Source organism: Paenibacillus sp. FSL E2-0151 (genome assembly GCF_037993015.1).
GTDB classification, from domain to species: Bacteria; Bacillota; Bacilli; order Paenibacillales; family Paenibacillaceae; genus Paenibacillus; species Paenibacillus amylolyticus.
Genome location: NZ_CP150308.1, coordinates 13,927 through 37,803, shown reverse-complemented (window position 1 = coordinate 37,803; position 23,877 = coordinate 13,927). Strand labels below are relative to the sequence as shown.

22 protein-coding genes, 2 rRNA genes and 1 riboswitch are annotated in these 23,877 nt (G+C 46.6%); of the genes, 2 read left to right on the top strand and 22 right to left on the bottom strand.

Features of this window, described 5'->3' with window-relative positions:
- Positions 1 to 155: 155 nt before the first annotated feature.
- The 7 genes from MHI55_RS00170 to MHI55_RS00140 form a co-directional block, all read right to left on the bottom strand.
- Positions 156 to 431, bottom strand: coding sequence for a Veg family protein (locus tag MHI55_RS00170; protein WP_017691376.1), 276 nt, complete (start codon positions 429 to 431; stop codon positions 156 to 158).
- Positions 432 to 584: 153 nt separating this feature from the next.
- Entirely contained in the window at positions 585 to 1,481 is an 897-nt protein-coding gene (gene yabG / locus MHI55_RS00165) for a sporulation peptidase YabG (RefSeq protein ID WP_340388261.1), read from the bottom strand.
- Positions 1,482 to 1,540: 59 nt separating this feature from the next.
- Positions 1,541 to 2,443 (bottom strand): 16S rRNA (adenine(1518)-N(6)/adenine(1519)-N(6))-dimethyltransferase RsmA, encoded by a 903-nt coding sequence (gene rsmA, locus MHI55_RS00160; protein WP_100528122.1) that lies wholly within the window; start codon positions 2,441 to 2,443, stop codon positions 1,541 to 1,543.
- A 4-nt stretch (positions 2,444 to 2,447) separates the two neighbouring features.
- Complete coding sequence (gene rnmV, locus MHI55_RS00155; protein WP_017691379.1) at positions 2,448 to 2,993, bottom strand: ribonuclease M5; 546 nt, start codon at positions 2,991 to 2,993, stop codon at positions 2,448 to 2,450.
- Positions 2,994 to 3,148: 155 nt separating this feature from the next.
- Complete coding sequence (locus MHI55_RS00150; protein ID WP_340031566.1) at positions 3,149 to 4,333, bottom strand: ubiquitin-like domain-containing protein; 1,185 nt, start codon at positions 4,331 to 4,333, stop codon at positions 3,149 to 3,151.
- A 273-nt stretch (positions 4,334 to 4,606) separates the two neighbouring features.
- A riboswitch (cyclic di-AMP (ydaO/yuaA leader) is annotated at positions 4,607 to 4,860 on the bottom strand.
- A gap of 241 nt (positions 4,861 to 5,101) precedes the next feature.
- Positions 5,102 to 5,872 (bottom strand): TatD family hydrolase, encoded by a 771-nt coding sequence (locus tag MHI55_RS00145; RefSeq protein WP_179087975.1) that lies wholly within the window; start codon positions 5,870 to 5,872, stop codon positions 5,102 to 5,104.
- Positions 5,873 to 6,205: 333 nt separating this feature from the next.
- On the bottom strand, positions 6,206 to 7,483 hold the full coding sequence (locus MHI55_RS00140; RefSeq protein ID WP_036606129.1) for an HD domain-containing protein: 1,278 nt from the start codon (positions 7,481 to 7,483) through the stop codon (positions 6,206 to 6,208).
- Positions 7,484 to 7,800: 317 nt separating this feature from the next.
- On the opposite strand from MHI55_RS00140, the gene MHI55_RS00135 reads away from it, so the two are divergent.
- The gene (locus tag MHI55_RS00135) at positions 7,801 to 8,055 is read left to right on the top strand and encodes an AbrB/MazE/SpoVT family DNA-binding domain-containing protein (protein ID WP_024633700.1); all 255 of its coding nucleotides are present in this window, start codon (positions 7,801 to 7,803) and stop codon (positions 8,053 to 8,055) included.
- Positions 8,056 to 8,336: 281 nt separating this feature from the next.
- On the opposite strand, the gene rsmI is transcribed toward MHI55_RS00135, so the two are convergent.
- The 12 genes from rsmI to MHI55_RS00075 form a co-directional block, all read right to left on the bottom strand.
- Positions 8,337 to 9,221 carry a 16S rRNA (cytidine(1402)-2'-O)-methyltransferase gene (gene rsmI / locus MHI55_RS00130; protein WP_036606130.1) on the bottom strand — a complete coding sequence of 295 codons (885 nt, stop codon included), beginning with the start codon at positions 9,219 to 9,221 and terminating at the stop codon, positions 8,337 to 8,339.
- The gene (locus MHI55_RS00125) at positions 9,222 to 10,001 is read right to left on the bottom strand and encodes a tRNA1(Val) (adenine(37)-N6)-methyltransferase (RefSeq protein ID WP_036606131.1); all 780 of its coding nucleotides are present in this window, start codon (positions 9,999 to 10,001) and stop codon (positions 9,222 to 9,224) included.
- Between the two features lie 95 nt (positions 10,002 to 10,096).
- Entirely contained in the window at positions 10,097 to 10,465 is a 369-nt protein-coding gene (gene yabA, locus MHI55_RS00120) for a DNA replication initiation control protein YabA (protein ID WP_017691386.1), read from the bottom strand.
- 28 nt (positions 10,466 to 10,493) lie between these two features.
- Entirely contained in the window at positions 10,494 to 11,294 is an 801-nt protein-coding gene (locus tag MHI55_RS00115) for a stage 0 sporulation family protein (RefSeq protein ID WP_017691387.1), read from the bottom strand.
- A gap of 117 nt (positions 11,295 to 11,411) precedes the next feature.
- Positions 11,412 to 12,383 carry a DNA polymerase III subunit delta' gene (holB, locus tag MHI55_RS00110; protein WP_036606132.1) on the bottom strand — a complete coding sequence of 324 codons (972 nt, stop codon included), beginning with the start codon at positions 12,381 to 12,383 and terminating at the stop codon, positions 11,412 to 11,414.
- A 9-nt stretch (positions 12,384 to 12,392) separates the two neighbouring features.
- Positions 12,393 to 12,836, bottom strand: coding sequence for a YaaR family protein (locus MHI55_RS00105; protein WP_017691389.1), 444 nt, complete (start codon positions 12,834 to 12,836; stop codon positions 12,393 to 12,395).
- A gap of 343 nt (positions 12,837 to 13,179) precedes the next feature.
- Positions 13,180 to 13,509, bottom strand: a complete 330-nt coding sequence (locus tag MHI55_RS00100) for a cyclic-di-AMP receptor (protein WP_017691391.1) — start codon at positions 13,507 to 13,509, stop codon at positions 13,180 to 13,182.
- Positions 13,510 to 13,570: 61 nt separating this feature from the next.
- A complete protein-coding gene (tmk, locus tag MHI55_RS00095) occupies positions 13,571 to 14,218 on the bottom strand; it encodes a dTMP kinase (RefSeq protein WP_017691392.1) in 648 nt (215 codons plus the stop codon).
- A 217-nt stretch (positions 14,219 to 14,435) separates the two neighbouring features.
- A complete protein-coding gene (locus MHI55_RS00090; RefSeq protein WP_340388259.1) occupies positions 14,436 to 15,128 on the bottom strand; it encodes an LrgB family protein in 693 nt (230 codons plus the stop codon).
- Positions 15,098 to 15,526, bottom strand: a complete 429-nt coding sequence (locus MHI55_RS00085) for a CidA/LrgA family protein (protein WP_051446959.1) — start codon at positions 15,524 to 15,526, stop codon at positions 15,098 to 15,100. Before MHI55_RS00085 ends, MHI55_RS00090 begins: the two co-directional genes overlap by 31 nt.
- Positions 15,527 to 16,035: 509 nt before the next feature.
- Positions 16,036 to 17,862, bottom strand: coding sequence for an aminotransferase class I/II-fold pyridoxal phosphate-dependent enzyme (locus tag MHI55_RS00080; RefSeq protein WP_340388256.1), 1,827 nt, complete (start codon positions 17,860 to 17,862; stop codon positions 16,036 to 16,038).
- A 257-nt stretch (positions 17,863 to 18,119) separates the two neighbouring features.
- Positions 18,120 to 18,305 carry a sigma factor G inhibitor Gin gene (locus tag MHI55_RS00075; RefSeq protein WP_017691396.1) on the bottom strand — a complete coding sequence of 62 codons (186 nt, stop codon included), beginning with the start codon at positions 18,303 to 18,305 and terminating at the stop codon, positions 18,120 to 18,122.
- A 499-nt stretch (positions 18,306 to 18,804) separates the two neighbouring features.
- Here MHI55_RS00075 and MHI55_RS00070 point away from each other — a divergent pair, with 499 nt between their 5' ends.
- Positions 18,805 to 19,329, top strand: coding sequence for a hypothetical protein (locus MHI55_RS00070; protein WP_036606136.1), 525 nt, complete (start codon positions 18,805 to 18,807; stop codon positions 19,327 to 19,329).
- Between the two features lie 660 nt (positions 19,330 to 19,989).
- Here MHI55_RS00070 and MHI55_RS00065 read toward each other — a convergent pair.
- The 3 genes from MHI55_RS00065 to MHI55_RS00055 form a co-directional block, all read right to left on the bottom strand.
- On the bottom strand, positions 19,990 to 20,430 hold the full coding sequence (locus MHI55_RS00065; protein WP_017691399.1) for a hypothetical protein: 441 nt from the start codon (positions 20,428 to 20,430) through the stop codon (positions 19,990 to 19,992).
- Positions 20,431 to 20,642: 212 nt separating this feature from the next.
- Positions 20,643 to 20,759: ribosomal RNA gene (rrf, locus tag MHI55_RS00060) — 5S ribosomal RNA — on the bottom strand.
- Positions 20,760 to 20,833: 74 nt separating this feature from the next.
- Positions 20,834 to 23,759, bottom strand: a 23S ribosomal RNA gene (locus tag MHI55_RS00055).
- Between the last annotated feature and the right edge of the window lie 118 nt (positions 23,760 to 23,877).

Below are 23,877 nucleotides of genomic sequence, written 5' to 3'. Positions count from 1 at the left end.
TTAAGAAACTGTCCCTTCACCTGTCCATATAGTATGCCGCGACCGTTCCTCGCTCATTCCTGAGTATGTATGGGTTACGTTAGAGGGAGAATTGGTGTTTAAAGAAAACAAAAAAGCGATCCGCCTTGTGGGGCGAATCGCCTGTAAATCGATACTTACGTCTCCATATAGGAGCTATGCGTCTGGCTGCCCGGGTCATAAACCATGACTTCCACCGATTCCGTAAGTATATCCGCATAACTATAAGATACTCGCTTGAAGGTTTCTTGCTCCTCATCAAGCTTAACAATAAAAACAGAAGGGTACGTTTCTTCCAATACACCCGTACGCTCAATGGTCTTACGGCGGCCACCATTAGCCCGCAACATAATTTTCTGACCAATATGTGCATCGAGATTGCGTTTGATATCCAACAGCGTGTTTTTAGCCATTGTCGACGACCACCTCTTTTCTTGTCCATTATACCGGATTTTACAGTCATTGTCAAATCAAAACTAATTATTATATCAGCATCAAAAAGTTGTTGTCAATGAATTTTTTTGCAAACAAAAAAAGCCCCAAATTGGGACTTTAAATGGCCTACATCAGACTGCCGACGGGTTCACTTTTAGCGTAGATAAATCATTCAGCCCAGGCAGACCTACCCGGTAACTCCCCCGTGTCTCGACACCACCCACACCCTGGCTACCACTGATGGTATTGTGCAGAACATCACTCATGTTGACCGTATCGCGCACAGAAGTAAAGGAGGCCTTGGCTGCCACATAGACCGGATCAAGTGCATGAATGAGAATTCTGCCTGGGGAACTGGCAAAGTTTGCTCCAGCGCGCAGCAGTGCCTCAAAATGGGACTGACAGGCCCCTGCAACAATAGTGAGGGCGTCCAGATGGCGTTCATATTGTCTGGCCACCTGAATGGCCGATACAAAATTTTGCGAGTTCTTGTAGCTACCAAGACTATATAAGTCATAGGGCTGACGTGTCTTTAACACCCCATCATGACCCGTAATAACTACGATATCCGGACGTACTTTGGGTAATAAGCGGTATAAGGTATCTGCCATTGCCGATTCATGGACATACTGTCCCTCTGCGGGCACACGAAGTTGCTCATAGAGATCCATACTTTTTTTCAAATAGTTCGGATCTCCATCCAGATGAAGCACCTTTCCAGGCATTTCAAAATAAGCCGGTTCCTGCTGGGCAGTCCAATCCTGTACCAGACCTTCACGATTCCGCTCAGCCTGTTCCATACGATTCTGCTGCAGACGGGACAGGGTCTGATGTGCTTTAATATGCGCCTGTCTGGTCTTGGCGCTTTGTGGTTCGTAGGGAACCTGTATCAAATCGTCCACCGGGGAATCGGCAATCAGCCGGAACTCAGTCCCTTTAATGACCGCAGCATCCAACTGGAGGCCTTCCACCCGAAAAGTCACATCGCCGCCGTATGACTTCCGAACGACCAAGTCTCCGATATTCATCAACGTAATCACCTCTACCCCATCGTATGGGCAAAGACCCGGTTTGGTTCATTCAAATTTTACAGCGCTGCACGTACCCCAGCTTCCCACATTACGGTGCTGAGTGTGGCATACTCTTGCAGACTCAATGTCTCTCCACGCCGGGACGGTTGAATACCTGCCTGCTCCAGCAGAATGTCTGCCTGTTCCCGGTTCTCCTTTGTGAAGAAACGTGCCTTCAAGTTGTTTGAGATTGTTTTTCTCCGCTGGGCAAAAGAAGCCTGTACCACTTCGAAGTAGTGTGCTTCATCCGGAATCTCCACTGGCGGCTGCTCACGCACTTTCAGCTTAATGACAGCTGATTCCACATTAGGTTGCGGAATGAAGACCGTAGGAGGCACAATACACACAAGTTCCGGCATACTGTAGTACTGAACTGCGATGCTTAGACTACCGTAGTCTTTTGATCCCGGTGCAGCAGCCATGCGTTCAGCCACTTCTTTTTGGATCATGACAACAATGCTGTCTACCGGCAGCTTCTCTTCCAGAAGTTTCATCATGATTGGAGTCGTTACATAATAAGGCAGGTTAGCCACAACACTGACTTTGTCCACGGATGCAAAATCCGTATTAAACAACTCAGCCAAATCAAGCTTCAACACATCCCCATGATGAACACGTACATTTGAATAAGGCTGCATCACTTCTCCCAGGATTGGGATTAAGCGCTGGTCAATCTCTACGGCTGTGACGGGACCGGCTACCCGAGCCAGCCGCTCCGTGAGGGCTCCAATACCCGGCCCGATCTCCAGTGCGCCCTTGGACTCGTCCAGATCGGCTGCATTAACGATTTTGTTAAGTATATTTTGATCGATCAGAAAGTTCTGACCCAGACTTTTCTTAAATGAGAATCCGTGTCTTTGAATAATCTCTTTCGTACGCTTGGGCGTTGCAATTTCAATCGTCTCTTCCATGTTCTTCATATGCTCACAATCCTTCACGTTCAATTTGCGCTAATGCTGTAGAGAATTCTTCCCGTGTAATCTGAAATACACTGAGACGTTTGTGGAACTGCTTCCCGTTACAATAACCGATGCCCAGCAGATTGCCCATCTCCATGCGACGTGCAGCAGCCTGCGGATGCACAATAAGTCCTGCCGCGATCAGGTCCTCCCAATCGATCAGGCTCGGAGCACCTTCGTATGAAGTATGTACGCGCGCCAGAGCATGACGGATCGCCTCTGGTGAGGCATTCTCCACCCCAATGTCCCCTTTGCGCGTTGCATCGGCTTCCGGAATGAAGGCATGTTTGCAGCCTGGCACCTTGTTCGCAATAATTTTTCGAATGCGTTCGCCAGCATGATCCGGATCTGTCAGTACAATGACTCCCCGTCTCTCCTGAGCAAGCGCAATCCGCTTCAGAATGCGTTGGTTGATTGCTGATCCACCTGTTTCTATGGTATCGGCTTCCACGGCCCGACGGATAGCTACCGTATCGTCACGGCCTTCCACCACAATGACTTCTTTTATCATGTTCCATTTCTTCCTTTCTAACGCAAAAAGAAGAGGAATATCCTCTTCTCTGCCAAACGGCGGGGGAGACTGAATTCAGACTCCTCCGCCGCATATTCCGCATGAATCATTCATGCAACTATTTTATAGCATTCCCATTTCAAAGTAAAACGATTTTAGTTCGCTTCCGGCTTCACCGGACCGATCACGTAGACCGTCTTGCCTTTCTTACGTCCAAAATTCAGGGCATGCTTCACACTGTCATAATACACATCAATTTTGTTGCCTTTAATGGCACCGCCTGTATCTTCCGCACGACGGAATCCCAGACCTTCGATATATACCCACCAGCCAATTGGAATGACTTTGGGATCAACCGCAATGGTACGCCCTTCCGTTACACGAGTACCGGAAGCTGTTTTAGTTCCAATGCCAGGCTCTTCAGAAGAGTAGGCAGTCATGGATACATTTTTAAGTACTTTGGAGTATTTAAAAGAAGTCCCGGATACGGTAATCACTTTGCTGCCCGAGGCAGATGTTTTCTTCGAGTTCGTTGTTGTAGCCTTTTTGGTTGTTGAAGTTTGAGCCGATACGGTCTGAATCTCAGGTTCTTTCACGACCGGTTTTGCTTTGGTGCCGACAGCGATCACTTTATCTACACGATTATTCGCGACAGATTTGCGGACCATTTTTTTGGAGACCAATTCTCCATCCTGAAATACCTTTTCGATATGCTGCACAATTGTGCCTTCTTTGCCGTTCACAACGACACGGTTATCCCCTTTGTATAAGCTAGGGTCAGCCGTTTTAATGACTTTGTAAGCGATCGGTTGCTCTACTTCCACTGTACGCTTTGTTACGCGCACTACACGGATCTTCATCTCCGCTTTGATCGCAGTTCCAAGCGCCGGATACACTTTATCATTACTTTCAACTTGAATACCTGATTTTTGAATTGCATCTTCTACCGATGAATCGGTTGTATACAGAGTCTTGGTGTCTCCGTCTGCCGTAATGTTAACTGGAACGGCCCGCTCAATAACGATTCGGTCTCCATCTGTAATCGCCCCATTCATGGACATGGATACCTTATCGTGAGGGCTGACTGTGATCGACTGCTCCTCCAGCATTTCCTGAAGCATTCCTGTACGAGTCTCTACCACCTGAGCTTTGCCATCAATAACCAGCGAAATTTGTTTCCCGGCCTGACCGTAAACGACTAACAAGATCATGATTGTAAGCGCAATTGAGAAAATCGCGATCAATGCCATTTGACGCATGTTCTCATGCTTCCACCGCAACGCGAAAGACTTACTGGATGATCGTGACTCATGGGTCTCTTCTGGTTGGAATGTGCCCACTTCTCCGTCCTCCTTCATAGCCTCGCCGTCTAAAGTAATGCATGATGTCTTTGACGTGACTATACCAAATTTTCTACAGAACACAGATTGGACCAACATAATCCGATTCTGCACCATGAATCAATCTTCGCAACATGATGTCATCCTCCTGAATACCTACCGTATGATGACAATATTTCTTTTATTCAAAAACAAAAAAGCCAAAGAAAGAGTGTAAGAGGAACTCTTCCGTGGCTTCCGAATGATTTTGAATATCGGAAATTCATGCACGAGGTTGCCTCTCTTTTTCCGCTTGCGAGGTTAGCTGTCGGGTTCGGGCGAAAGAGAGCCGCCCTATCTTGGGTCACCCGCTCATGGCGGACGCCCTTGAATTCACCCCGAGACCCAAAGAAGAAATCAAATATGGCTTCGCAGTTCCCTTCGCTGCTTTTGGGTCAGCGAACGTTGCGCATCGGCCAAATACACCGATGTTTAAGCCCTATTGGTTCCCCCGCTCTCCGATAACGGAGACTCAGCGAGACTGATTCATGAAAGTAATGTTGTTTCATCGGAAAGTGTCCCTTTGTTCATCCCCCGAACATCTGTCCAATTTTCCGCACAACAATTCACTGAAAAGATGATATCCTGTTTTGATGCATGTTGTAAAGCGTTGATCAAGTACGTTTTTCTGAATATTTGGTTAAAATATTGTAATATTCTTGATTTATTTGGATCAAAGGGCAAATTACCTCCGCTTACCTGCCTTTTTCACCTCATTTGCTCGTTTTTTTAACGAATCCCAAATCGTTCCATGGCATTTTTGGTTGTTATTGCAGCAATTTCCTCCACCGAAATGCCTTTAATTTCCGCAGCTGCCTCTGCAACCAGACGTACATGCGCTGTCTCATTTCGCTTCCCACGATAAGGGTGCGGTGTCAAATATGGAGCATCTGTTTCAATGAAAAACCGGTCCATAGGAACCTTCTCCAGCACCTCTTTGGGTTGCTTTGCATTTTTGAATGTGATCGGTCCTCCGAAGGAGAGATGGAAGCCCATATCGAGGCAACTTTTTGCTGTTTCCCAGCTACCCGAGAACGAGTGCATCACACCACCAACTTCACCCGCCTTCTCTTCACGCAAAATTCTTATGATATCCTCATGCGCATCCCGATTATGGATGACAATTGGCATGTTCACTTCACGCGCCAAAGCAATTTGTTGTCGTAATACGCGATGCTGTATTTCTTTTGGTGAAGTATCCCAGTGATAATCCAATCCAATCTCACCGATCGCAACCACTTTTTCATGCTTGCATAAAGATGCAATCCACTCCAAATCGCCCTCCTGCATTGTGATCGCATCTACGGGATGCCACCCTACAGCTGCATATATAAAGTCATATGTTTCAGCGAGTTTCATTGTGGTTGGAATTGTCTCCCGGTTAAAGCCAATGTTGATCATGCGACCAACTCCTGCATCCACAGCACGCTGAATCATGTCCTCGCGGTCCTCGTCGAATTGTGGTGCATCCAGATGTGTATGTGTGTCGAACAGCATCATGTCTGTATCTCCCTTCATGTCGAAATAACGACTATCTTCTTTTTCAAAATCCAATTTGTAAAATTCAATAATTCATTGACTCATACATAAAACATTTTGGGTAATCTGTGTATTACATCATTACGTTTGTTTCTTCACAACTACAATATATAGAAGATATACGGATATTCTGATCTATATATTGCTAATTGTGCTCATTCTGCCTGCTTGCATTTACAAAATTATGTCGATCTACATATACTCCCCATTAAAGCAGATTACTGTATCATGGAAAATAGCTCTTTTAGAAAGTGTTTTGATATCGAAATTCTTCATCGGATTATACCCACACGATTACAAGAAATAGGGGCGTATATGTGACGGTAATTCGTGAATAATCGCATCCACCTTGTTTTGCGGGTAATACAAATGATGTTTCCCTCGGTGAAGCCCACTGATGGAACGGACAATGTCAGATACTTCTGACAACTCACGTAAATTGTCCTGTCGATCCAGAAGAAGAATCTGCTTATCTGTGGATTCATCCGGACGAAACACATCATACGGATTATCCGAAGGAAAATCAATTTCAAGATCATATTCGGGATCGAGGCCAGCCTGTACAAAAGCTTCCCGAATCTCTTCCATCATTGTCAAGTCGACCTGTTCAAGCTCTACATACTTATATAACTTGCGATCCATAAAACGTTCGCATAACTCACTCAGAACAGTATCGTCCTCCTTGCGCCACTGCGTAAATGCCGTCTGAATTAATGCTTCATCCAACTGCAAATATTCATCCACGGATAATTCTCCTTCAAATAATTGAGGGAGTGGATCAATCATGAAGCGGAATTGAAAACCATGTTGTAGGAGTGTTTTCGCTCGCTTGAATATTTGCCGCAATATAATTTCAGAACTACGAGTTACCGGATGGAAGTAAATCTGCCAATACATCTGATACCGAGACATTAGGTAATCCTCCACAGCATGCATGCCTGACTCCTTGACTACAATCCGCCCATGATAAGGACGCAGCATCCGAAGGATACGATCAAGGTCAATCGTGCCGTAATTTACACCTGTAAAATAGGCATCCCTGAGCAAATAATCCATTCGGTCTGCATCAAGCGGACTGGTCACCAAGTTCACCACAATCGGCTTTTCATACGTTTTTTGAATGACAGACGCTACTTTCTCAGGAAAATCAGGAGCATACCGTCTTAAGATCGCCCCTACTTCGGTATCACCTGTAATAATGCGACAAGTCCAATCTTCGTGATTCATGTCAAAAGCTTCCTCGATGGAGTGAGAGAATGGCCCATGCCCGAGATCATGAAGTAGAGCTGCACACAGAGCTACAATCTTTTCTTCCTTCGGCCAATCCGAATAATGACTTCTTTCAAATTGAGAGATGATCTTGCGTGTGATCTCATAAACACCTAGTGAATGTGAGAACCGACTATGCTCTGCTCCGTGAAAGGTAAGGTAAGAAGTACCCAGTTGACGAATCCGGCGTAAACGCTGAAATTCCGGGGTGTTAATTAACTGCCATATAACCGGATCTTGCACGTGGATATAATTATGTACCGGATCTTTGAATACTTTCTCTTCCGTTAAACGTTGTTCCATGTCGACTCACTCCTTTAATTTCTTTTATATTAACGCTTTGAGCTCTGCGATTCATCTAAGATTCGACACCATATGACGAACTTTGTCGAATGAAGTAGTTTTGTCGTTTTCCAAATCGACAAAGCTGACATTGAGGTTTAAATGCGAAAAACGGCTTCCAATCCCTTACCACCAGTAACCTTGTGAAAAACATCCTTAATTTTAAGCTAATTTTAAGGTTGACTGATTTGGGAATCGTTGGTATGATGAGTATCATAAAACATAAAATAATGTCGAATAATGACAAAGATAGTTAGCTGAGAGGAGCACTGATTATAATGATGAAATCAACAGGTATTGTAAGAAAAGTGGACGAACTGGGACGGGTAGTTATTCCAATTGAATTGCGCCGTACGCTCGGTATTGGTGAAAAAGATGCTCTGGAAATCTACGTTGACGGCGAGCGCATCATGTTGAAAAAATACGAGCCTGCTTGTATCTTCTGTGGTAATGCAGAGAACGTTACTTACTTCAAAGGTAAAATTGTTTGTAACGAATGTATTTCCGAAATCCCTGCACCTGTGACAAAATAAGAAAAACCAGGTATACTGGACTTATCTAAATTGTTATTTCTAACCTTTTTAATATTCCTTAATGACCTTCCCGGTGTGAACCCCACCGCGGAAGGTATTTTTTTGCCTTGTTATGGGTTCCATTACCCAAAATGATTCTGTCACACGCGAACTGGGAGAGAACGATGAAATTTGTTCGGAATTTTTTTAGCCACTCTGCTCTTTTTAATATTCCACTAAGGTTGGATATAAGCTTCTTTTCAGGTTATGTTCCCCACAACAGAAAATATTTGGTTAGATTACTACTCGATTAATGCATTATATACATCACGCTTCGCCAGACCGCGATCGGTAGCCGTTTTTTTCATTGCATCTTTGCGGTTATGTCCTTCACCCTCATAATGGCTGACATGATCCGCGAGTGACATGAGCTGCCACCATGCTTCGCGCTCAGCCTTACGCTCCTCTTCCTTAATGCCCTCTACCAGCAAGCAGTACTCGCCAAGAGGTGGATGTTCTTCAAGCCAGTCTATGCATTCCCTCACAGTACCCCTTGCGAATTCCTCATGACGCTTGGTTAGTTCACGAGCCAGGACAATCGAGCGATCACCCAGAATTTCTTCAAGGTGGACTAATGTTTTCCGAATACGGTGAGGCGATTCATAAAATAACAAAGTCCCGTTGGATTCGTCAAACGCCTCCAGCACTTTTCGCATGTCCTTTTTCTCACGCGGCAAAAAACCGCCGAATGTAAAACGCTCCGTCGGTAATCCGGACACGATCAGAGCAGACAACGCAGCATTGGGCCCCGGGATGGGAATGACCGTTATTCCGGCTTCCAGTGCAAGCTGTACAAGGTCAGAACCAGGGTCCGAAATGGCTGGCAAACCGGCATCGCTGACGAGTGCCAAATTTTTTCCTTCTATTATATAGCGTATCAGTTCAGGTCCACTCGCCCCCTTATTATGCTCATGATAACTAAACAGCATGGAAGGTGTAATTTCAAAATGGGTAAGCAGCTTTCGGGTCTGACGTGTATCTTCTGCTGCAATGATGTCACAACTCTGCAATGTCTTGATGGCACGGAAGGTCATATCCTCCAGATTACCAATGGGTGTTCCAACCAGATAGAGCTTGCCTGATCCTTCAGGCTGCTCCGCATAGCTTTTTTGAATATGCAAAGTCATCTAAAGCCCTCCTTTCGTAGTACGCTCAGCATGTTGCTGACCATAGTAAATATCCATAATCTCTTCGCAGTATTTCCCCTCTTCATTGTAGACAATGAGTGGAGGAAGCATCCTAACTTCCGGTTTACCATCTTTCATTCCTTCAATTAACACCATGTTGGCTTCCAAATGAGCACGGGGATGTACCATCCGAATCCGTTTTGGTTCCAGCTTATATTCGCGCATGAGCGAGATAATCTCTGCAAGGCGTTGCGGACGATGAACCATTGATACTTTGCCGCCATTACGTACAAGTCGACTGCACGCCTGAATCACTTCTTCCAGGGTACATCCGATCTCATGACGTGCCATTGCCTGATGTGTGTTCATCTTGAGATCACTGCCATTCAGAGGCATGTATGGAGGATTAACGGTTATTGCATCGTATACAGCATGTCCTGTTTCTTTCACGAGTTCTCGCAAATCACCTTCACGAATCATAATCGACTCATCCAATGCATTTAATTGCACACTGCGACGCGCCATATCAGCCAAACGTGGCTGAATCTCGATCCCTTCCAGACTAGCCTGCGTACGCGTTGTAAGCAAAATGGGAACCACCCCGTTACCCGTACACAAATCAAGTATACGACCCCGTTTAGGTACGGAAGCAAACCGGGCTAATAATACGGCATCCATCGAAAAACTAAACACTTCATCACTTTGAATGATTCTCAGATCATGAGAGAGCAGATCATCAATCCGCTCTGACTCATGTAACACAACTTCATTTTCTTCCATATGTTACGCTCATCCTCCGGTACTCTATATCTCATGTTTGTTTAGTTTAGGTTTATAACCTTGAAAAAAAACCGTAGGGGATCCCTACGGTCACTTCATTTATTCAAAAAAGACAGGCAGAACAGACAATCGCCTTCCGTCCGCAGATGTCCATAATAGACGTTGCAGATATGGAAGCCTTCGTGATACAACCGAGCCAGATTATCATACCCTTCGCCCACAACATCCTCGCCTGTAGCCGGACCTGCTGGTCTTGCTACAGGAGCGAGTGCTGAGGAGATCGGCAGATCTGCCGGAGCCTCACGTTTGAGCAGTTTGCGTAACTGCTCATTCTCGATGGTAAGCCGCTGATTATCCTCAAGCAGCTCCTTCACAATCATTTTTAACTCTCCTAAATCACCGTGCAACTGACCCAGTTGGGTTTCCATTTCATGAATGTGCGTAAACAGATTTTTCTTTTCCAAGTTTCCACCCCGAAGCAACCTTTATGGTTTACTTGATAACGACGTCATCCAGCGGAAGTTCTTTGACTTTACTGATGTCGAACAGTTGAACATGGACTGTGCGGCTACCGGCATTAATTCCGACAACTTTTCCTTCACCCAATGAGGTGACGACCAATTTGCCTACCGCTGGCAGTTCTTCTCTCACACTTTCATAGTTATCATGCTCAAATTTCAGACAGCACATGAGTCTTCCGCACAACCCTGAAATTTTCGTCGGATTCAGTGACAGGCTCTGATCTTTAGCCATCTTGATTGATACCGGCTCAAAGTCTCCCAGCCAGGAAGAACAACACAACACACGGCCGCAAGGTCCGATTCCGCCAAGCATCTTCGCTTCATCACGTACACCAATCTGTCTCAGCTCGATTCGTGTCCGGAATATGCTTGCCAGATCCTTGACCAGCTCCCGGAAATCAACTCTTCCTTCAGCTGTAAAATAAAATATAATTTTATTGCGATCAAACGTAAATTCCACATCGACCAGCTTCATTTTGAGGCCATGGTCTTTGATTTTATTTAAACAAGTACCGAATGCTTCTTTGGCTGCACGTTTGTTCTCATCAACCACACGGGCATCTGTATCGCCCGCAACGCGGATGACTTTCTTCAGCGGCAACACCACATCGGACTCGCCCACTTCCTTCTTACCTACGACAACCTTACCGTACTCAACCCCCCGCGCTGTCTCCACGATAACGCAGTTTTCTTTCTCAATGGGAAGGTCCAGGGGATCGAAGTAATAAATTTTGCCCGCTTTTTTGAAACGGACACCCACTACACTGTACAAAAAATTAACCCCCTTGTAAGCCAACCCCACTTCGTCTGAAGCCCCGTCTTCTTAGGGAACCGGCCGAAGTTATAACCGTTTGCATATGATTGGAGCTAACTTTGCCCTCTCCCAGTCTTATGCCAAACCGATCAAAAATTGCTCCAGACAAAGCTGGCCATTGACGTTGAAACGCAATTTTTTTCTGCATGCTGCGGCCATATCCATATAGGAGACCCACTGCTCTGTGCTGCGGGTATGTGCCAACTGAGATAACATGTCTAACTGATCTATAAAAACGATATGTTCATGCCTATCGTACTGAACATACAGCATGTCCCTAAACCATAGATGGAACAAACTAAGCAGCATGTCCAGGTGTTCAGAGAGTCCGGTTTTAAAAAGCTTCTGCTGTGCAGAGATCAATGATGTACTTCCTCTACCCAGGGACTCCTTCCCTAATTGTAACATTACGTTTCTAATTTCTGCAAACCAATTCTGCTGGAGAATTTCTCTACATGCTTCCAATCCTGACGCTAAATGGACGGCAGAGCGAGCCAGATTGGCAGGATGCCCTTCCTCAATTAGTGATTGCAGCATCTCTTCCGGATTCAGTGCGCTGAACGGTACCAATTGGGAGCGTGAGCGGATCGTTGGCAACATGGCCTGTCCATTATCTGTAATCAGGATGCCGACTGCTGGTACCTGCGGTTCCTCCAGAAATTTGAGCAAACTGTTTGCTGCCTGCACCGTCATTTTCTCGGCTTGTTCTATAATATATACTTTGGGATGGCCTGCCTCTGATCGGTATGAAAAGATACGTTGCAGATCCCGGATTTGATCTATTTTAATGTTGTTTCCATCTGGTGCAAGCATGGTTAGATCCGGATGGTTACCATGATCTACCTTACGACATTCAAGACACTGCCCACAAGCGTCATCTTCAAGCTCTGTACAGAATATTGCCTTGGCAAAGGTAATTGCCGTCTTCCGTTGCCCGCTACCAGCTGGACCGCTAAACAAATACGCATGGCTTATTGCCTTACGTCTCAAACTGCTTTGTAACATTTTCTTGGCCGCTTGTTGACCCATAATCTGTTGAAAGGACATACTTCCTCCTCAGAAGCTTAAATTAATAAGCATCCCCCGAATTTCGCCTACTTGTTGTAATAGAGAGATTTTTCCTTCTTCTGTATCCAGCAATTCATCAGCCATGGATAACAGAGCGGAGTCAATTTCATCAATCAGCTTATACCGCTTACCTCTGCCACGACGATCCCAACCCCTTGTCTCTTTCATGGATACACCGCGACGAACGGTCTCTTCCAGGAACCTTTTAACAAGTTGCTTATACGCCTTCAGTTCACGAATCGTCATGGAACGTGCCAAGCGATCTCCCTGAAGCTGGATTTCACTAAACCGGCGATTCAGTTCAGCTTGTGAGGCCCGTTCCCCCTGGTGATTCATCATATCAGAGAAATTTTTGGATTGAACCGGTTTGGAACCTGAATCAGTAGAACTGATCCCGCTCTGAATCGGTCTGAATCCAGGATTGATTTTCATGGATACGCCCGCTTTCTATCATAGTTAGCCAATCGCCCATCAGCACAGTGCGCGTTGCGCCTGTGCGTGAGAATGAGGCTTTTATATATGCTGATCACACTCTATATATAATGGTAGATATACATCACCATCAAGGACTTGTTCTTTGTAGTCAACCTCTTTCCGAAATGAACCATTCCCCAGCTGGGAAATGCTCATCCGGAAAGAGTATGCTGATTCTTCTCATCAAGAAAGGCGTTCCGTAAGTGGCACGCACGAACTCTGTTAACTCTTCTTGCATCCATCGTTTCCAACATGCTATCAATCATGAAGGACCCTCATGAGATCCATGCAATAGGTTTAATTAGAAATGTTCGAAGCGATCTACCGGGAGAACAAATACAGTAGCTCCGCCTACTTGAACTTCAACAGGTAGCGGCAGGTAAGAGTCGGTTGTTCCACTCATCGGTGTGACCGGAGTCACGAGCTGTTCACGAACCTTACAGCTGCTGCGAATGACGTTCATTACAGATTCGACTTGACCATCATCGACACCGATCATAAACGTCGTGTTGCCTGCCTTCAAAAATCCGCCCGTACTGGCAAGCTTCGTTGCCCGAAAGTTTGCTTTGACCAATGCGCTGGATAATCGGTTGCTGTCTTTATCCTGTATAATCGCAACAATCAGTTTCATCCTGCATAACCTCCTTTAGAATAAGCACCTTTATCAAATGCCCTGTCTATATATTAGACAATTACTCGTCAAAATCCTTCAAAATCCCTGTCTCCAGCGACAAAATCATTGCTGCCAAGACATCCTCCTGCTTCATGGAAGCATCGATAACTCTGATTCGTTCCGGGAACTGCTCTTTTAATAGGAAGTAACCCTCTCGCACTTTACGGTGAAACTCCAGATTTTCCAGATCCAGACGGTTTACTTCGCGGCCATCATGAGCATCGATCCGGGCAAGCCCCACTTCAGGCTCAATGTCCAGATATAAGGTCACATCCGGCATGAGATCACCAATCGCAAAACGATTAATGGCCCATACATTCTCTATCCCGAGTCCACGGGCGTAGCCTTGATAGACCAGACTGCTATCGACAAATCGGTCACAGATGACTGCTTTTCCAGCTCTCAGCGCAGGCTCTACTTTCTCCGCCAGATGCTGGCTGCGTGCAGCTGCATACAATAGCGCTTCGGTTCGAGCATCCATTGCCGTATGGAGAGGGTCCAGAATAATTGAACGTATTTTCTCCGCAATCTCAATTCCACCAGGCTCTCGCGTAACTACGTAAGGTATACCCCGTTCTTCAAAATAAGAACCTATTCTACCGATCATCGTTGTTTTACCGGAACCCTCTCCCCCTTCCAGCGTAATGAATTTACCTCTGCCCTGCATATGCTTCCCTGCTTTCTATGTCGATAATTGCATCTATTGCTGCTGTAATTGAATATGCTTAGACCCTCTTGCTACAAGATATGATATCTCCCGCCCAGAGGTGTATAGCTACAGCTATATCGGTACGTATTAATAACACCAAGATCATACAAGCTTGTTTCTTTCTATCATACTATAGGTCAGCGGTTACTCCAACATGAACAACAAAGTAAAGCGTTCAACCGTAGATAATCCATACCCATAATGGAAGCATAATTGATCCGGCAATGGCACTGACAATCATGGAAACTGAACTGAGGGCTACCGCATTCTCTCCATATTCAAAAGACCTTGCCATGCCGAGGGCATGAGATGCTGAACCCAGTCCAATCCCATAGGCATGTTTACTGCGGACTTTGGCCCATTTCAAGAGCATCGGCCCCAATAATATCCCTGAGAATCCTGCAATCATCACAAACAGCGATGTAAATGAGGCATTCCCTCCAACCTGATTAGCGAGTTGAATAGCCACAGGAGTTGTCACTGATTTTGGCAATAAAGCGATGACCATCTCTTGAGGATAACCAAGCAGAATGGCGATTAAAGCACCTGTGGAGACACCTGTAATACTGCCTCCGATTGTTCCACCCACAATTGGAATGATATTTTGCTTCAGCACATGCAGATGTCTGGACAAGGGAAAAGCGAGCGATACAACTGCTGGACCCAAGAGCTCCTGTATCCATTTGCCACCCAGCATGTACGTATCCAGCTTTATACCGGAAATCACCAAAATCAGGATCAGTATGGCAGTCGTTGTGAGTACAGGCATAAGTATCGGCCATTTCAGCCTTTTATATAGACGATTGGCTGGAATATATACAGCGATGGTTAGCGCGATCATTCCAATTCCGAGGATGAATGCTGACAAGTGATCGCCTCCTTTTTACCTGAATGAGACGATCTCCATGTCATGAGCCACTCACTTAATTTGGCAGATATCAGACATGTGATTAATGTGCTAACGATTAAACCCAGAACCAATAACAAGGTGTTCGCTCTAAAAAAATCAAAATGATTAATAATGCCCACAGTTGGCGGGATGAACAACAATTGCAGATGAGATTGAAGCCACGTCGACCCTTCTTCTCCCCAGCTCATTTTGATCCATCCCAGTTGAATGGTGACAAACAATACCATCATGCCCACAATACTACCTGTTAACGGCAGATGTAATACAGCTTGAATCAAGTTGCCAATCCAATAAAAACCGTACATCAACAAAACTTGCAGGACTATTCCTGTATATTTTTTTAGCGGAATACCCAAAGTGTTCCCTTCTTTCTTATGTCTATCTATATAAGTTGAACTAAAGCGTGTCTTCAAACTGAATGTGTCTGGAGCAGGGCACGGAGCGGGAGGGCTAACGACCCTGTGACGTCTTATTCAGCGATTTGAAGCGCCCGCAGCAATCTAAGGAATCTGAAACACGGTATATTGGAATAACCAGCCGTTTACAGCGTGTTTGTTAGGTCAATATGGTTAATAACGTGTCTCAGGTTCCTTACAAAATAAAAGGAGGACTCGAAGGCTAAATAAGACGTCCTCGGTTTCTTAGAAAATCGCCTGGACAATTCGCCAGGATCAGCAATCCTTGACTTCAAGCTGTTGGACCCTGACATTCTTCAACGTATTGCATGCCTGATTTTGAAGACACACCCTAGCAACTAGATTAATGACCAAGAGACCCTCACATGTGTAGGGTCCGGTATCGCTATCCGTATTGGTCATATTGCCTACCTATTGGTGAATGCAATTCAGATCCTCATGTGTTCCCTTCATTCCTTCATAACCTTCAATGACCGTAGAGATGCATCGGATACCCCATGAAACTTTGCACCCTCATCCCGCAGGAGTTGTATACGAGCCACCATCGATGTACTAATACGTTCACCCGGATATACAAGCGGAATCCCTGGAGGATACGGGACTACCATCTCAGCTGATCGACAGCCTACGCTTTCTTCTATCGGCACATTGATCGTATTCGTCTCCACAATTGGTTGCAGTGTAAAGGAGATCGGTTCCGAGTAGCGAGTGGTTTCTTGTAAATTGTTCCACGTGGAAATATAATGTGCCGAACCTTTCGCAATCTGTTGCGATGGCTCTGTATTGGATTGGTTCAGCTCATGCCCATTGGCAGAGCTGATATGGTGTAAAGCCTGCAACAGGTGCTGGGCATCTTGCACCGTTGAGCCCAGGCTGAAGAGCAAGACGACGTACCGTTCGTCGCTCATCTCAGGCACACAGCCGCATGCTTCCAGCTGCTGCTGTAGCCTATAACCGCTCAGCACCCCTGCGCCGTCATAGATGACGGCCTTGAATGGGTCCTGAGCGGTATACCCCGCGGCAGCTGGCATCGCCGCCGCGGTCAGGCCCTTCCGTGTCTGCTGCGCAGCGGACACGGGCATGCCAGCCGGCTTCGCTGTTCCGGCTGGCGGTTCTGGCTGCAGCGGCTGTGCAGGCTGCAGCAACTGAAAGCGCGGCAGCTCCGCGAGGCCGCGCTTAAAGGCTTTCACGGCGGCGAACCCCGCCGTGAATGTGTTCGCGCCCTGCACGTGCAGCAGCCGGCGCGCCAGATCAAGCGAAGCCATCACCGGGTATGATGGGCTTGAGCTTTGCACCATGGCCAGGCGCTGCCTTAACAGGGACCGGTTTAACAGTGGTCCCTGAATGTGCAGCATGGCACCCATGGTGAAGGCCGTCAGCATCTTATGTGTCGACTGCACTACACCGTCTGCTCCGCACGACAGTGCAGAGACAGGCAGCTCCGGATGCTGCCCATAATGCGCGCCATGCGCTTCATCCACGAGCAATGGCATGCCAGCGGCGTGGCATACCTCGGCTATGGGCGTCAGATCAGCGCCCATGCCGTAATAATTGGGCAACGTGACTAATACGCCCTTTGCCTCAGGATAGGACTGGACAGCAGCCTGAACCGTCTCCACCGACGGCATGACCGCAAGTCCAGACGCAGGATCGACCCACGGCTCCAGAAATACAGCTCTTGCGCCTGCCAGCATTAACCCGTGAATAACGGATTTGTGCACATTCCGTTGCACCAGCACAATACTGTCCGGCTCATCACACACAGTTAGTAATAGAGACAAATTACCTGCCGTACTGCCTCCCACAAGAAAGAAACTCTCCTCAGCGCCAAAACAATCTGCCGCAAGCTCCTGTGCTTCCTGGATTACACCTTCCGGATGATGCAAATCGTCGGTGCCCGTAATCTCCGTAACATCCATCTCCATCATCTCCAGAAATGAACGCACCGGTACCAGTTCTAATTCCGAGTGAGCCCCTTCAACGCTGAGTCGTTCCACACTCTCCAGATCAGCCCCATGTTCACCCACCGAACTGAAACGCTCTACCTTCTGGTTAACATTCTTTCCTTCATCATTCTGAATCTCACCGTTGTGCTGGTGTTCCTCATTAACGATATCCTTAGCTCGAGGTTGCCCTGCTTCTGCTTGTTCTACCAAATGTCGATAAGCTTGTCCATTCTTATGCCCAGGCACATGAAAAGAACGCTGCTTCGAATCACGATACGCAAGCAACGCTTCATATAAAGGGACTCTACTTGATTTATTTTTATGATCCATGAAATAACCATCCTGTACATATATAATGTGCGCCCTATGCGCTTCAAAATGCTTCCTAATCCAAGGAACGTACTTCTTCCCCATCTCCACACGCTCTACTGCAAATGATCTATACCATTATATCAGCATACGCCTTCCCAAGATGGCATACAAGACAATCTCTCCTCTTAAAAACAGAAAAAGGCCCATTGGGCCTCTATACACATCAGCATCGTTACAATGTGATGTTTCGCTTCTACTTCTATTAGCAACATTCATTATGCGTTTTTTTGTACCCAAATTTGCTTCATTTGATGAATAAAATAATTGTACTTGGCATCCTGCGCGTCGGTATGAACCATTTCTGCTTCACAAGTGTCACATATGAATTCAGATACAATAAAAATGCCTTCTCTTTTTCTTTGCTCGCAGATAATACATGTGTGTTCGGCATGTTCTTCCATGAACCATCCCACCTTGTTTTACGTTTACTATCAGTATTGCACAGTTTCTATTATTTTAAACATTTTCATAGTGCTTTCTTTCTATAAAATATATATATTCGCCCACCCCCTCTTGGGTGTCTGTACCGAAAAATACATTCATTCTCCCTACAAGAACATTCACCTGCTTATGTATATACAGTAATCCTACAATCCGTCGCATTTACCTCAACATCACGTATCCCATGGCCTGACTCAAACTTATATTTAATTTCCTTAAAAAAACTTGGAATCCCAGCCGATATATAATACATGATAACGATATCAAAGCCTGACAGTCCGTGTATTCGGGAGTATACTGAGATAAGCTCCGTCGAATCTCAATATCTTGTACAATCGTTATGGCGTGAGATACAAGGTTCATATATACATACATGTATGATTTATTCCCTTTTACTCGTGTAAGAAAACGAATACCTATCCCACACAAAAGTGAATCCGAAGGAGGATATATAATCGTATGATCGCCGAACCGGAGAATAAAGCAACATTTTATCAATACCGGCTTCTGAAAAAAAAGGCTATCGCCCGCAGTGTCATTTACAGCTATCTGTGTCTGCCGGTCATCATGCTCTTATTCAATCTACTCGCATTCTCCTGGACTGGCCTCTTCTTTTTTGTACTGGCAGGTCCAATCACCATCTGGATTCATTATGTCATCGCCAGAACGATATTACTTCTGGTCCGTACCTCTTACGCCAAACGCTGGCGCTGGAATATGCGTATGCCCTGGTTAGGTTATATCCCTGATCAGCATTTCAGCTTCCGTATGTTTGTCCGGGTACACCTTAACATGAGCTGGATTGGACTATGTATCATTACAGTATGTTTGATATGGTCGCCATTGTCCTTCACCCTCTCGCTGATCTTCTGGCATTTGTGGTTGCTGGGTCCTCGCTTGTATGTTGTAATGGTACTCTCCCGTGAGCGCAAAGACGGACTCATCAAATTGAATGAACAAGATGTCTCATATTATCTGCAATAACACTCCCTCATTTATGCAATACTCAATGTACCTTACTTACTTGTAATACATAACCGCTGAGCCCTTCGAATAATCTGATGCAAAAACATAATCGTGTATCGTTCAGTTGACTCAGCCTCACATGCTCAAATAAAGGTTATCCACTGTGGATAACCTTTATCTATTGTTCCCTTCTCATCCCTTATCCACAGCATGGGCATAGTTAAATGAGTTATCCCCACTCGTGGCTCCATTCTTCTCTTCTTTTCCTCCCGCTGCTCCATATCCTCATAACCCCAGATATCTCGTAGATCTTACACCTTTGAGCGATCTCTCACTCAGTCTCAGCTCTATCTGCCCTCTAGCTGCTTTCCATCAGCCATTCATTACCTCAATACCTTTTATGCAACTTATATCTCTCCCCCTCTACTTTTAGCGCTCTACACTCCGCTATGCTTCAAGCACACATACCACCTATACATGGTACGAAAGAAACTACTCATTCCTTCCTTCTGTACCTTTATGGCCTCTGATCCACCATACGCGATAGCTTCTCCCACCATTACTAAAGCCTACTTCGCCAAAAAACAAAAAGCCCCCGATCATGTACACGGGAGCTTTACTATATTATAAGGAACATCACAGCGTTAATTAATCATACCAAACCATACCTGAACCAGCTCAATCATCTTCAGCCAATGATTTAACTGTCGTTTGAGTAGCATCATTTCTAGGAACCATTAGTGTAAAGGAACCATCATGTACTGCTAAATGCACAGTATGTCCTTCCTTTGCAAATACACGCAAGGTACTGGATTCATTGGATGTACCCTTGGCTTGCCTCTCTGTCCAACCCCAGCTTTTAATCTCGTCTAGATATACCTCAGGCAAGCTAGTACTCTCACTAATACCAGATAGCGTATATCGAACATAATCCATATCCGAATTATTTTCAGACTGGTCAGATTTATTCGCTACTTTCGGCACCGGAAAACTCTTCTCGTTCACCGCACCTTCATATGAAGTCCATACAGATCCTGAAGCTTCACCGCATCCTGCTAGAACAACGGTCAGACAAAGCAACAGAAATGATTGTAGTCCAAGTCTCCGCCAACTTAACACACACACCCTCCTTTTCACAGCTGCACATTCCAGCTCTGTGGTCAGGTACTTTTAGCATATTTAACATAGTCCTATTATACTGGTTTTGCCGCTGTTATCCGTAACAAAAATGTTACCTTCCAGTATCGATCATGTCAGAGCTTCCACTTATCATATTTAATCCTTATAAACAAATAAAAACCACCACCGAATAACATCGGCAGTGGTTCTTTGCTTGGCGGCGTCCTACTCTCCCAGGACCCTGCGGTCCAAGTACCATCGGCGCTAGAGGGCTTAACGGTCGTGTTCGGGATGGGTACGTGTGGAACCCCTCCGCCATCGCCACCAAACGCGTAGCTTACATTTCAGAGATCATTCTCTGAAAACTAGATTCGAAACGAAACATGCGAATTATCACTTGCTATTGGATAAGCCCTCGACCGATTAGTACTGGTCAGCTCCATGCATTGCTGCACTTCCACCCCCAGCCTATCTACCTCGTCGTCTTCAAGGGGTCTTACATACTGGGAAATCTCATCTTGAGGGGGGCTTCACGCTTAGATGCTTTCAGCGTTTATCCCGTCCGTACATAGCTACCCAGCGGTGCTCCTGGCGGAACAACTGGTACACCAGCGGTACGTCCATCCCGGTCCTCTCGTACTAAGGACAGCTCCTCTCAAATTTCCTACGCCCACGACAGATAGGGACCGAACTGTCTCACGACGTTCTGAACCCAGCTCGCGTACCGCTTTAATGGGCGAACAGCCCAACCCTTGGGACCTACTTCAGCCCCAGGATGCGATGAGCCGACATCGAGGTGCCAAACCTCCCCGTCGATGTGGACTCTTGGGGGAGATAAGCCTGTTATCCCCAGGGTAGCTTTTATCCGTTGAGCGATGGCCCTTCCATGCGGTACCACCGGATCACTAAGCCCGACTTTCGTCCCTGCTCGACTTGTAGGTCTCGCAGTCAAGCTCCCTTATGCCTTTGCACTCTTCGAATGATTTCCAACCATTCTGAGGGAACCTTTGGGCGCCTCCGTTACTCTTTAGGAGGCGACCGCCCCAGTCAAACTGCCCACCTGACACTGTCCCCGCACCGGATTACGGTACCAGGTTAGAACCTAGATACGATCAGGGTGGTATCCCAACGTTGCCTCCACGCAAGCTGGCGCTCACGTTTCAAAGGCTCCCACCTATCCTGTACAGATCGTACCCAAATTCAATATCAAGCTGCAGTAAAGCTCCATGGGGTCTTTCCGTCTTGTCGCGGGTAACCTGCATCTTCACAGGTATTAAAATTTCACCGGATCTCTCGTTGAGACAGCGCCCAAGTCGTTACGCCATTCGTGCGGGTCAGAATTTACCTGACAAGGAATTTCGCTACCTTAGGACCGTTATAGTTACGGCCGCCGTTTACTGGGGCTTCGGTTCACAGCTTCGGATTGCTCCTAACCACTCCCCTTAACCTTCCAGCACCGGGCAGGCGTCAGCCCGTATACTTCGCCTTACGGCTTCGCACAGACCTGTGTTTTTGCTAAACAGTCGCTTGGGCCTTTTCACTGCGGCCCCCTCGTGCTATTCACACTACCGGGGCACCCCTTCTCCCGAAGTTACGGGGTCATTTTGCCGAGTTCCTTAACGAGAGTTCTTCCGCGCGCCTTAGAATACTCTTCTCGCCTACCTGTGTCGGTTTGCGGTACGGGCACCATCACCTGGCTAGAGGCTTTTCTTGGCAGTGTGAGATCATGACCTTCGCTACTATAATTTTCGCTCCCCATCACAGCTTAGCCTTACAATGTGCGGATTTGCCTACACATCAGCCTCACTGCTTAGACGGACATCCATCAGTCCGCGTCACTACCCTACTGCGTCCCCCCATTGCTCATAACGGCTTACGGTGGTACAGGAATTTCGACCTGTTGTCCTTCGACTACGCCTTTCGGCCTCGCCTTAGGTCCCGACTTACCCTGAGCGGACGAGCCTTCCTCAGGAACCCTTAGGCTTTCGGCGGATCAGATTCTCACTGATCTTTTCGTTACTCATACCGGCATTCTCACTTGTATAATGTCCAGCGCTCCTTACGGTACACCTTCAACCCTTATACAACGCTCCCCTACCCCTGATGCAAAGCATCAAGCCATAGCTTCGGTGGTGTGTTTAGCCCCGTTACATTTTCGGCGCAGAGTCACTCGACCAGTGAGCTATTACGCACTCTTTCAATGATGGCTGCTTCTAAGCCAACATCCTGGTTGTCTGTGCAACTCCACATCCTTTCCCACTTAACACACACTTGGGGACCTTAGCTGATGGTCTGGGCTGTTTCCCTTTTGACAATGGATCTTAGCACTCACTGTCTGACTCCCGGAAGTAAGTCTATGGCATTCGGAGTTTGACTGAGCTTGGTAACCCTTGCGGGCCCCGCACCCAATCAGTGCTCTACCTCCACGACTCTGTTTTCCGAGGCTAGCCCTAAAGCTATTTCGGGGAGAACCAGCTATCTCCGAGTTCGATTGGAATTTCTCCGCTACCCCCACCTCATCCCCGCATTTTTCAACATGCGTGGGTTCGGGCCTCCAGTGCGTGTTACCGCACCTTCACCCTGGACAGGGGTAGATCACCCGGTTTCGGGTCTACGTCCACGTACTAAATCGCCCTATTCAGACTCGCTTTCGCTGCGGCTCCGGCTCTTCACCTTAACCTTGCACGGGAACGTAACTCGCCGGTTCATTCTACAAAAGGCACGCCATCACCCCTAAAACGGGCTCTGACTTTTTGTAAGCACACGGTTTCAGGTTCTATTTCACTCCCCTTCCGGGGTGCTTTTCACCTTTCCCTCACGGTACTGCTTCACTATCGGTCGCTAGGAAGTATTTAGCCTTGGCAGATGGTCCTGCCGGATTCATACGGGGTTTCACGTGCCCCGCACTACTCGGGATCCGTCTCGGAGGGAACCAACTTTCAACTACAGGGCTTTTACCTTCTTTGGCGGGCCTTTCCAGACCTCTTCGCTTAACCGGTTCCTTTGTAACTCCATGTGAGACGTCCCACAACCCCAAAGAGCAAGCTCTTTGGTTTGGGCTTCTCCGCGTTCGCTCGCCGCTACTGACGGAATCACTATTGTTTTCTCTTCCTCAGGGTACTTAGATGTTTCAGTTCCCCTGGTATGCCTCTGCATAACCTATGTATTCAGTTATGAGTAACTGGAAATTACCCCAGCTGGGTTTCCCCATTCGGACACCCCCGGATCAAAGCTTGCTTACAGCTCCCCGAGGCAGTTTCGTTGTTCGCCACGTCCTTCATCGGCTCCTAGCGCCTAGGCATCCTCCGTGTGCTCTTAGTAGCTTAACCTCGTGCTCCGGTTTCGACTGCTCGCTTCCCTTGTTTTGCTTGCGCAAAGCCAAAAGTCGCTCCCATTCGATACCATCGTACGTGCAATCTACCGTTTTTATTGAAACTTGTTTAACAC

What these genes read in the sequence shown, in the direction of transcription:
- MHI55_RS00170 (WP_017691376.1), bottom strand. Translation starts at nt 431, where the DNA reads ATGGCTAAAAACACGCTGTTGGATATCAAACGCAATCTCGATGCACAT.
- yabG (WP_340388261.1), bottom strand. Translation starts at nt 1,481, where the DNA reads ATGAATATCGGAGACTTGGTCGTTCGGAAGTCATACGGCGGCGATGTG.
- rsmA (WP_100528122.1), bottom strand. Translation starts at nt 2,443, where the DNA reads ATGAAGAACATGGAAGAGACGATTGAAATTGCAACGCCCAAGCGTACG.
- rnmV (WP_017691379.1), bottom strand. Translation starts at nt 2,993, where the DNA reads ATGATAAAAGAAGTCATTGTGGTGGAAGGCCGTGACGATACGGTAGCT.
- MHI55_RS00145 (WP_179087975.1), bottom strand. Translation starts at nt 5,872, where the DNA reads ATGATGCTGTTCGACACACATACACATCTGGATGCACCACAATTCGAC.
- MHI55_RS00140 (WP_036606129.1), bottom strand. Translation starts at nt 7,483, where the DNA reads ATGGAACAACGTTTAACGGAAGAGAAAGTATTCAAAGATCCGGTACAT.
- MHI55_RS00135 (WP_024633700.1), top strand. Translation starts at nt 7,801, where the DNA reads ATGATGAAATCAACAGGTATTGTAAGAAAAGTGGACGAACTGGGACGG.
- rsmI (WP_036606130.1), bottom strand. Translation starts at nt 9,221, where the DNA reads ATGACTTTGCATATTCAAAAAAGCTATGCGGAGCAGCCTGAAGGATCA.
- MHI55_RS00125 (WP_036606131.1), bottom strand. Translation starts at nt 10,001, where the DNA reads ATGGAAGAAAATGAAGTTGTGTTACATGAGTCAGAGCGGATTGATGAT.
- holB (WP_036606132.1), bottom strand. Translation starts at nt 12,383, where the DNA reads ATGTCCTTTCAACAGATTATGGGTCAACAAGCGGCCAAGAAAATGTTA.
- MHI55_RS00105 (WP_017691389.1), bottom strand. Translation starts at nt 12,836, where the DNA reads ATGAAAATCAATCCTGGATTCAGACCGATTCAGAGCGGGATCAGTTCT.
- MHI55_RS00100 (WP_017691391.1), bottom strand. Translation starts at nt 13,509, where the DNA reads ATGAAACTGATTGTTGCGATTATACAGGATAAAGACAGCAACCGATTA.
- tmk (WP_017691392.1), bottom strand. Translation starts at nt 14,218, where the DNA reads ATGCAGGGCAGAGGTAAATTCATTACGCTGGAAGGGGGAGAGGGTTCC.
- MHI55_RS00080 (WP_340388256.1), bottom strand. Translation starts at nt 17,862, where the DNA reads ATGGATCATAAAAATAAATCAAGTAGAGTCCCTTTATATGAAGCGTTG.
- MHI55_RS00075 (WP_017691396.1), bottom strand. Translation starts at nt 18,305, where the DNA reads ATGGAAGAACATGCCGAACACACATGTATTATCTGCGAGCAAAGAAAA.
- MHI55_RS00070 (WP_036606136.1), top strand. Translation starts at nt 18,805, where the DNA reads ATGATCGCCGAACCGGAGAATAAAGCAACATTTTATCAATACCGGCTT.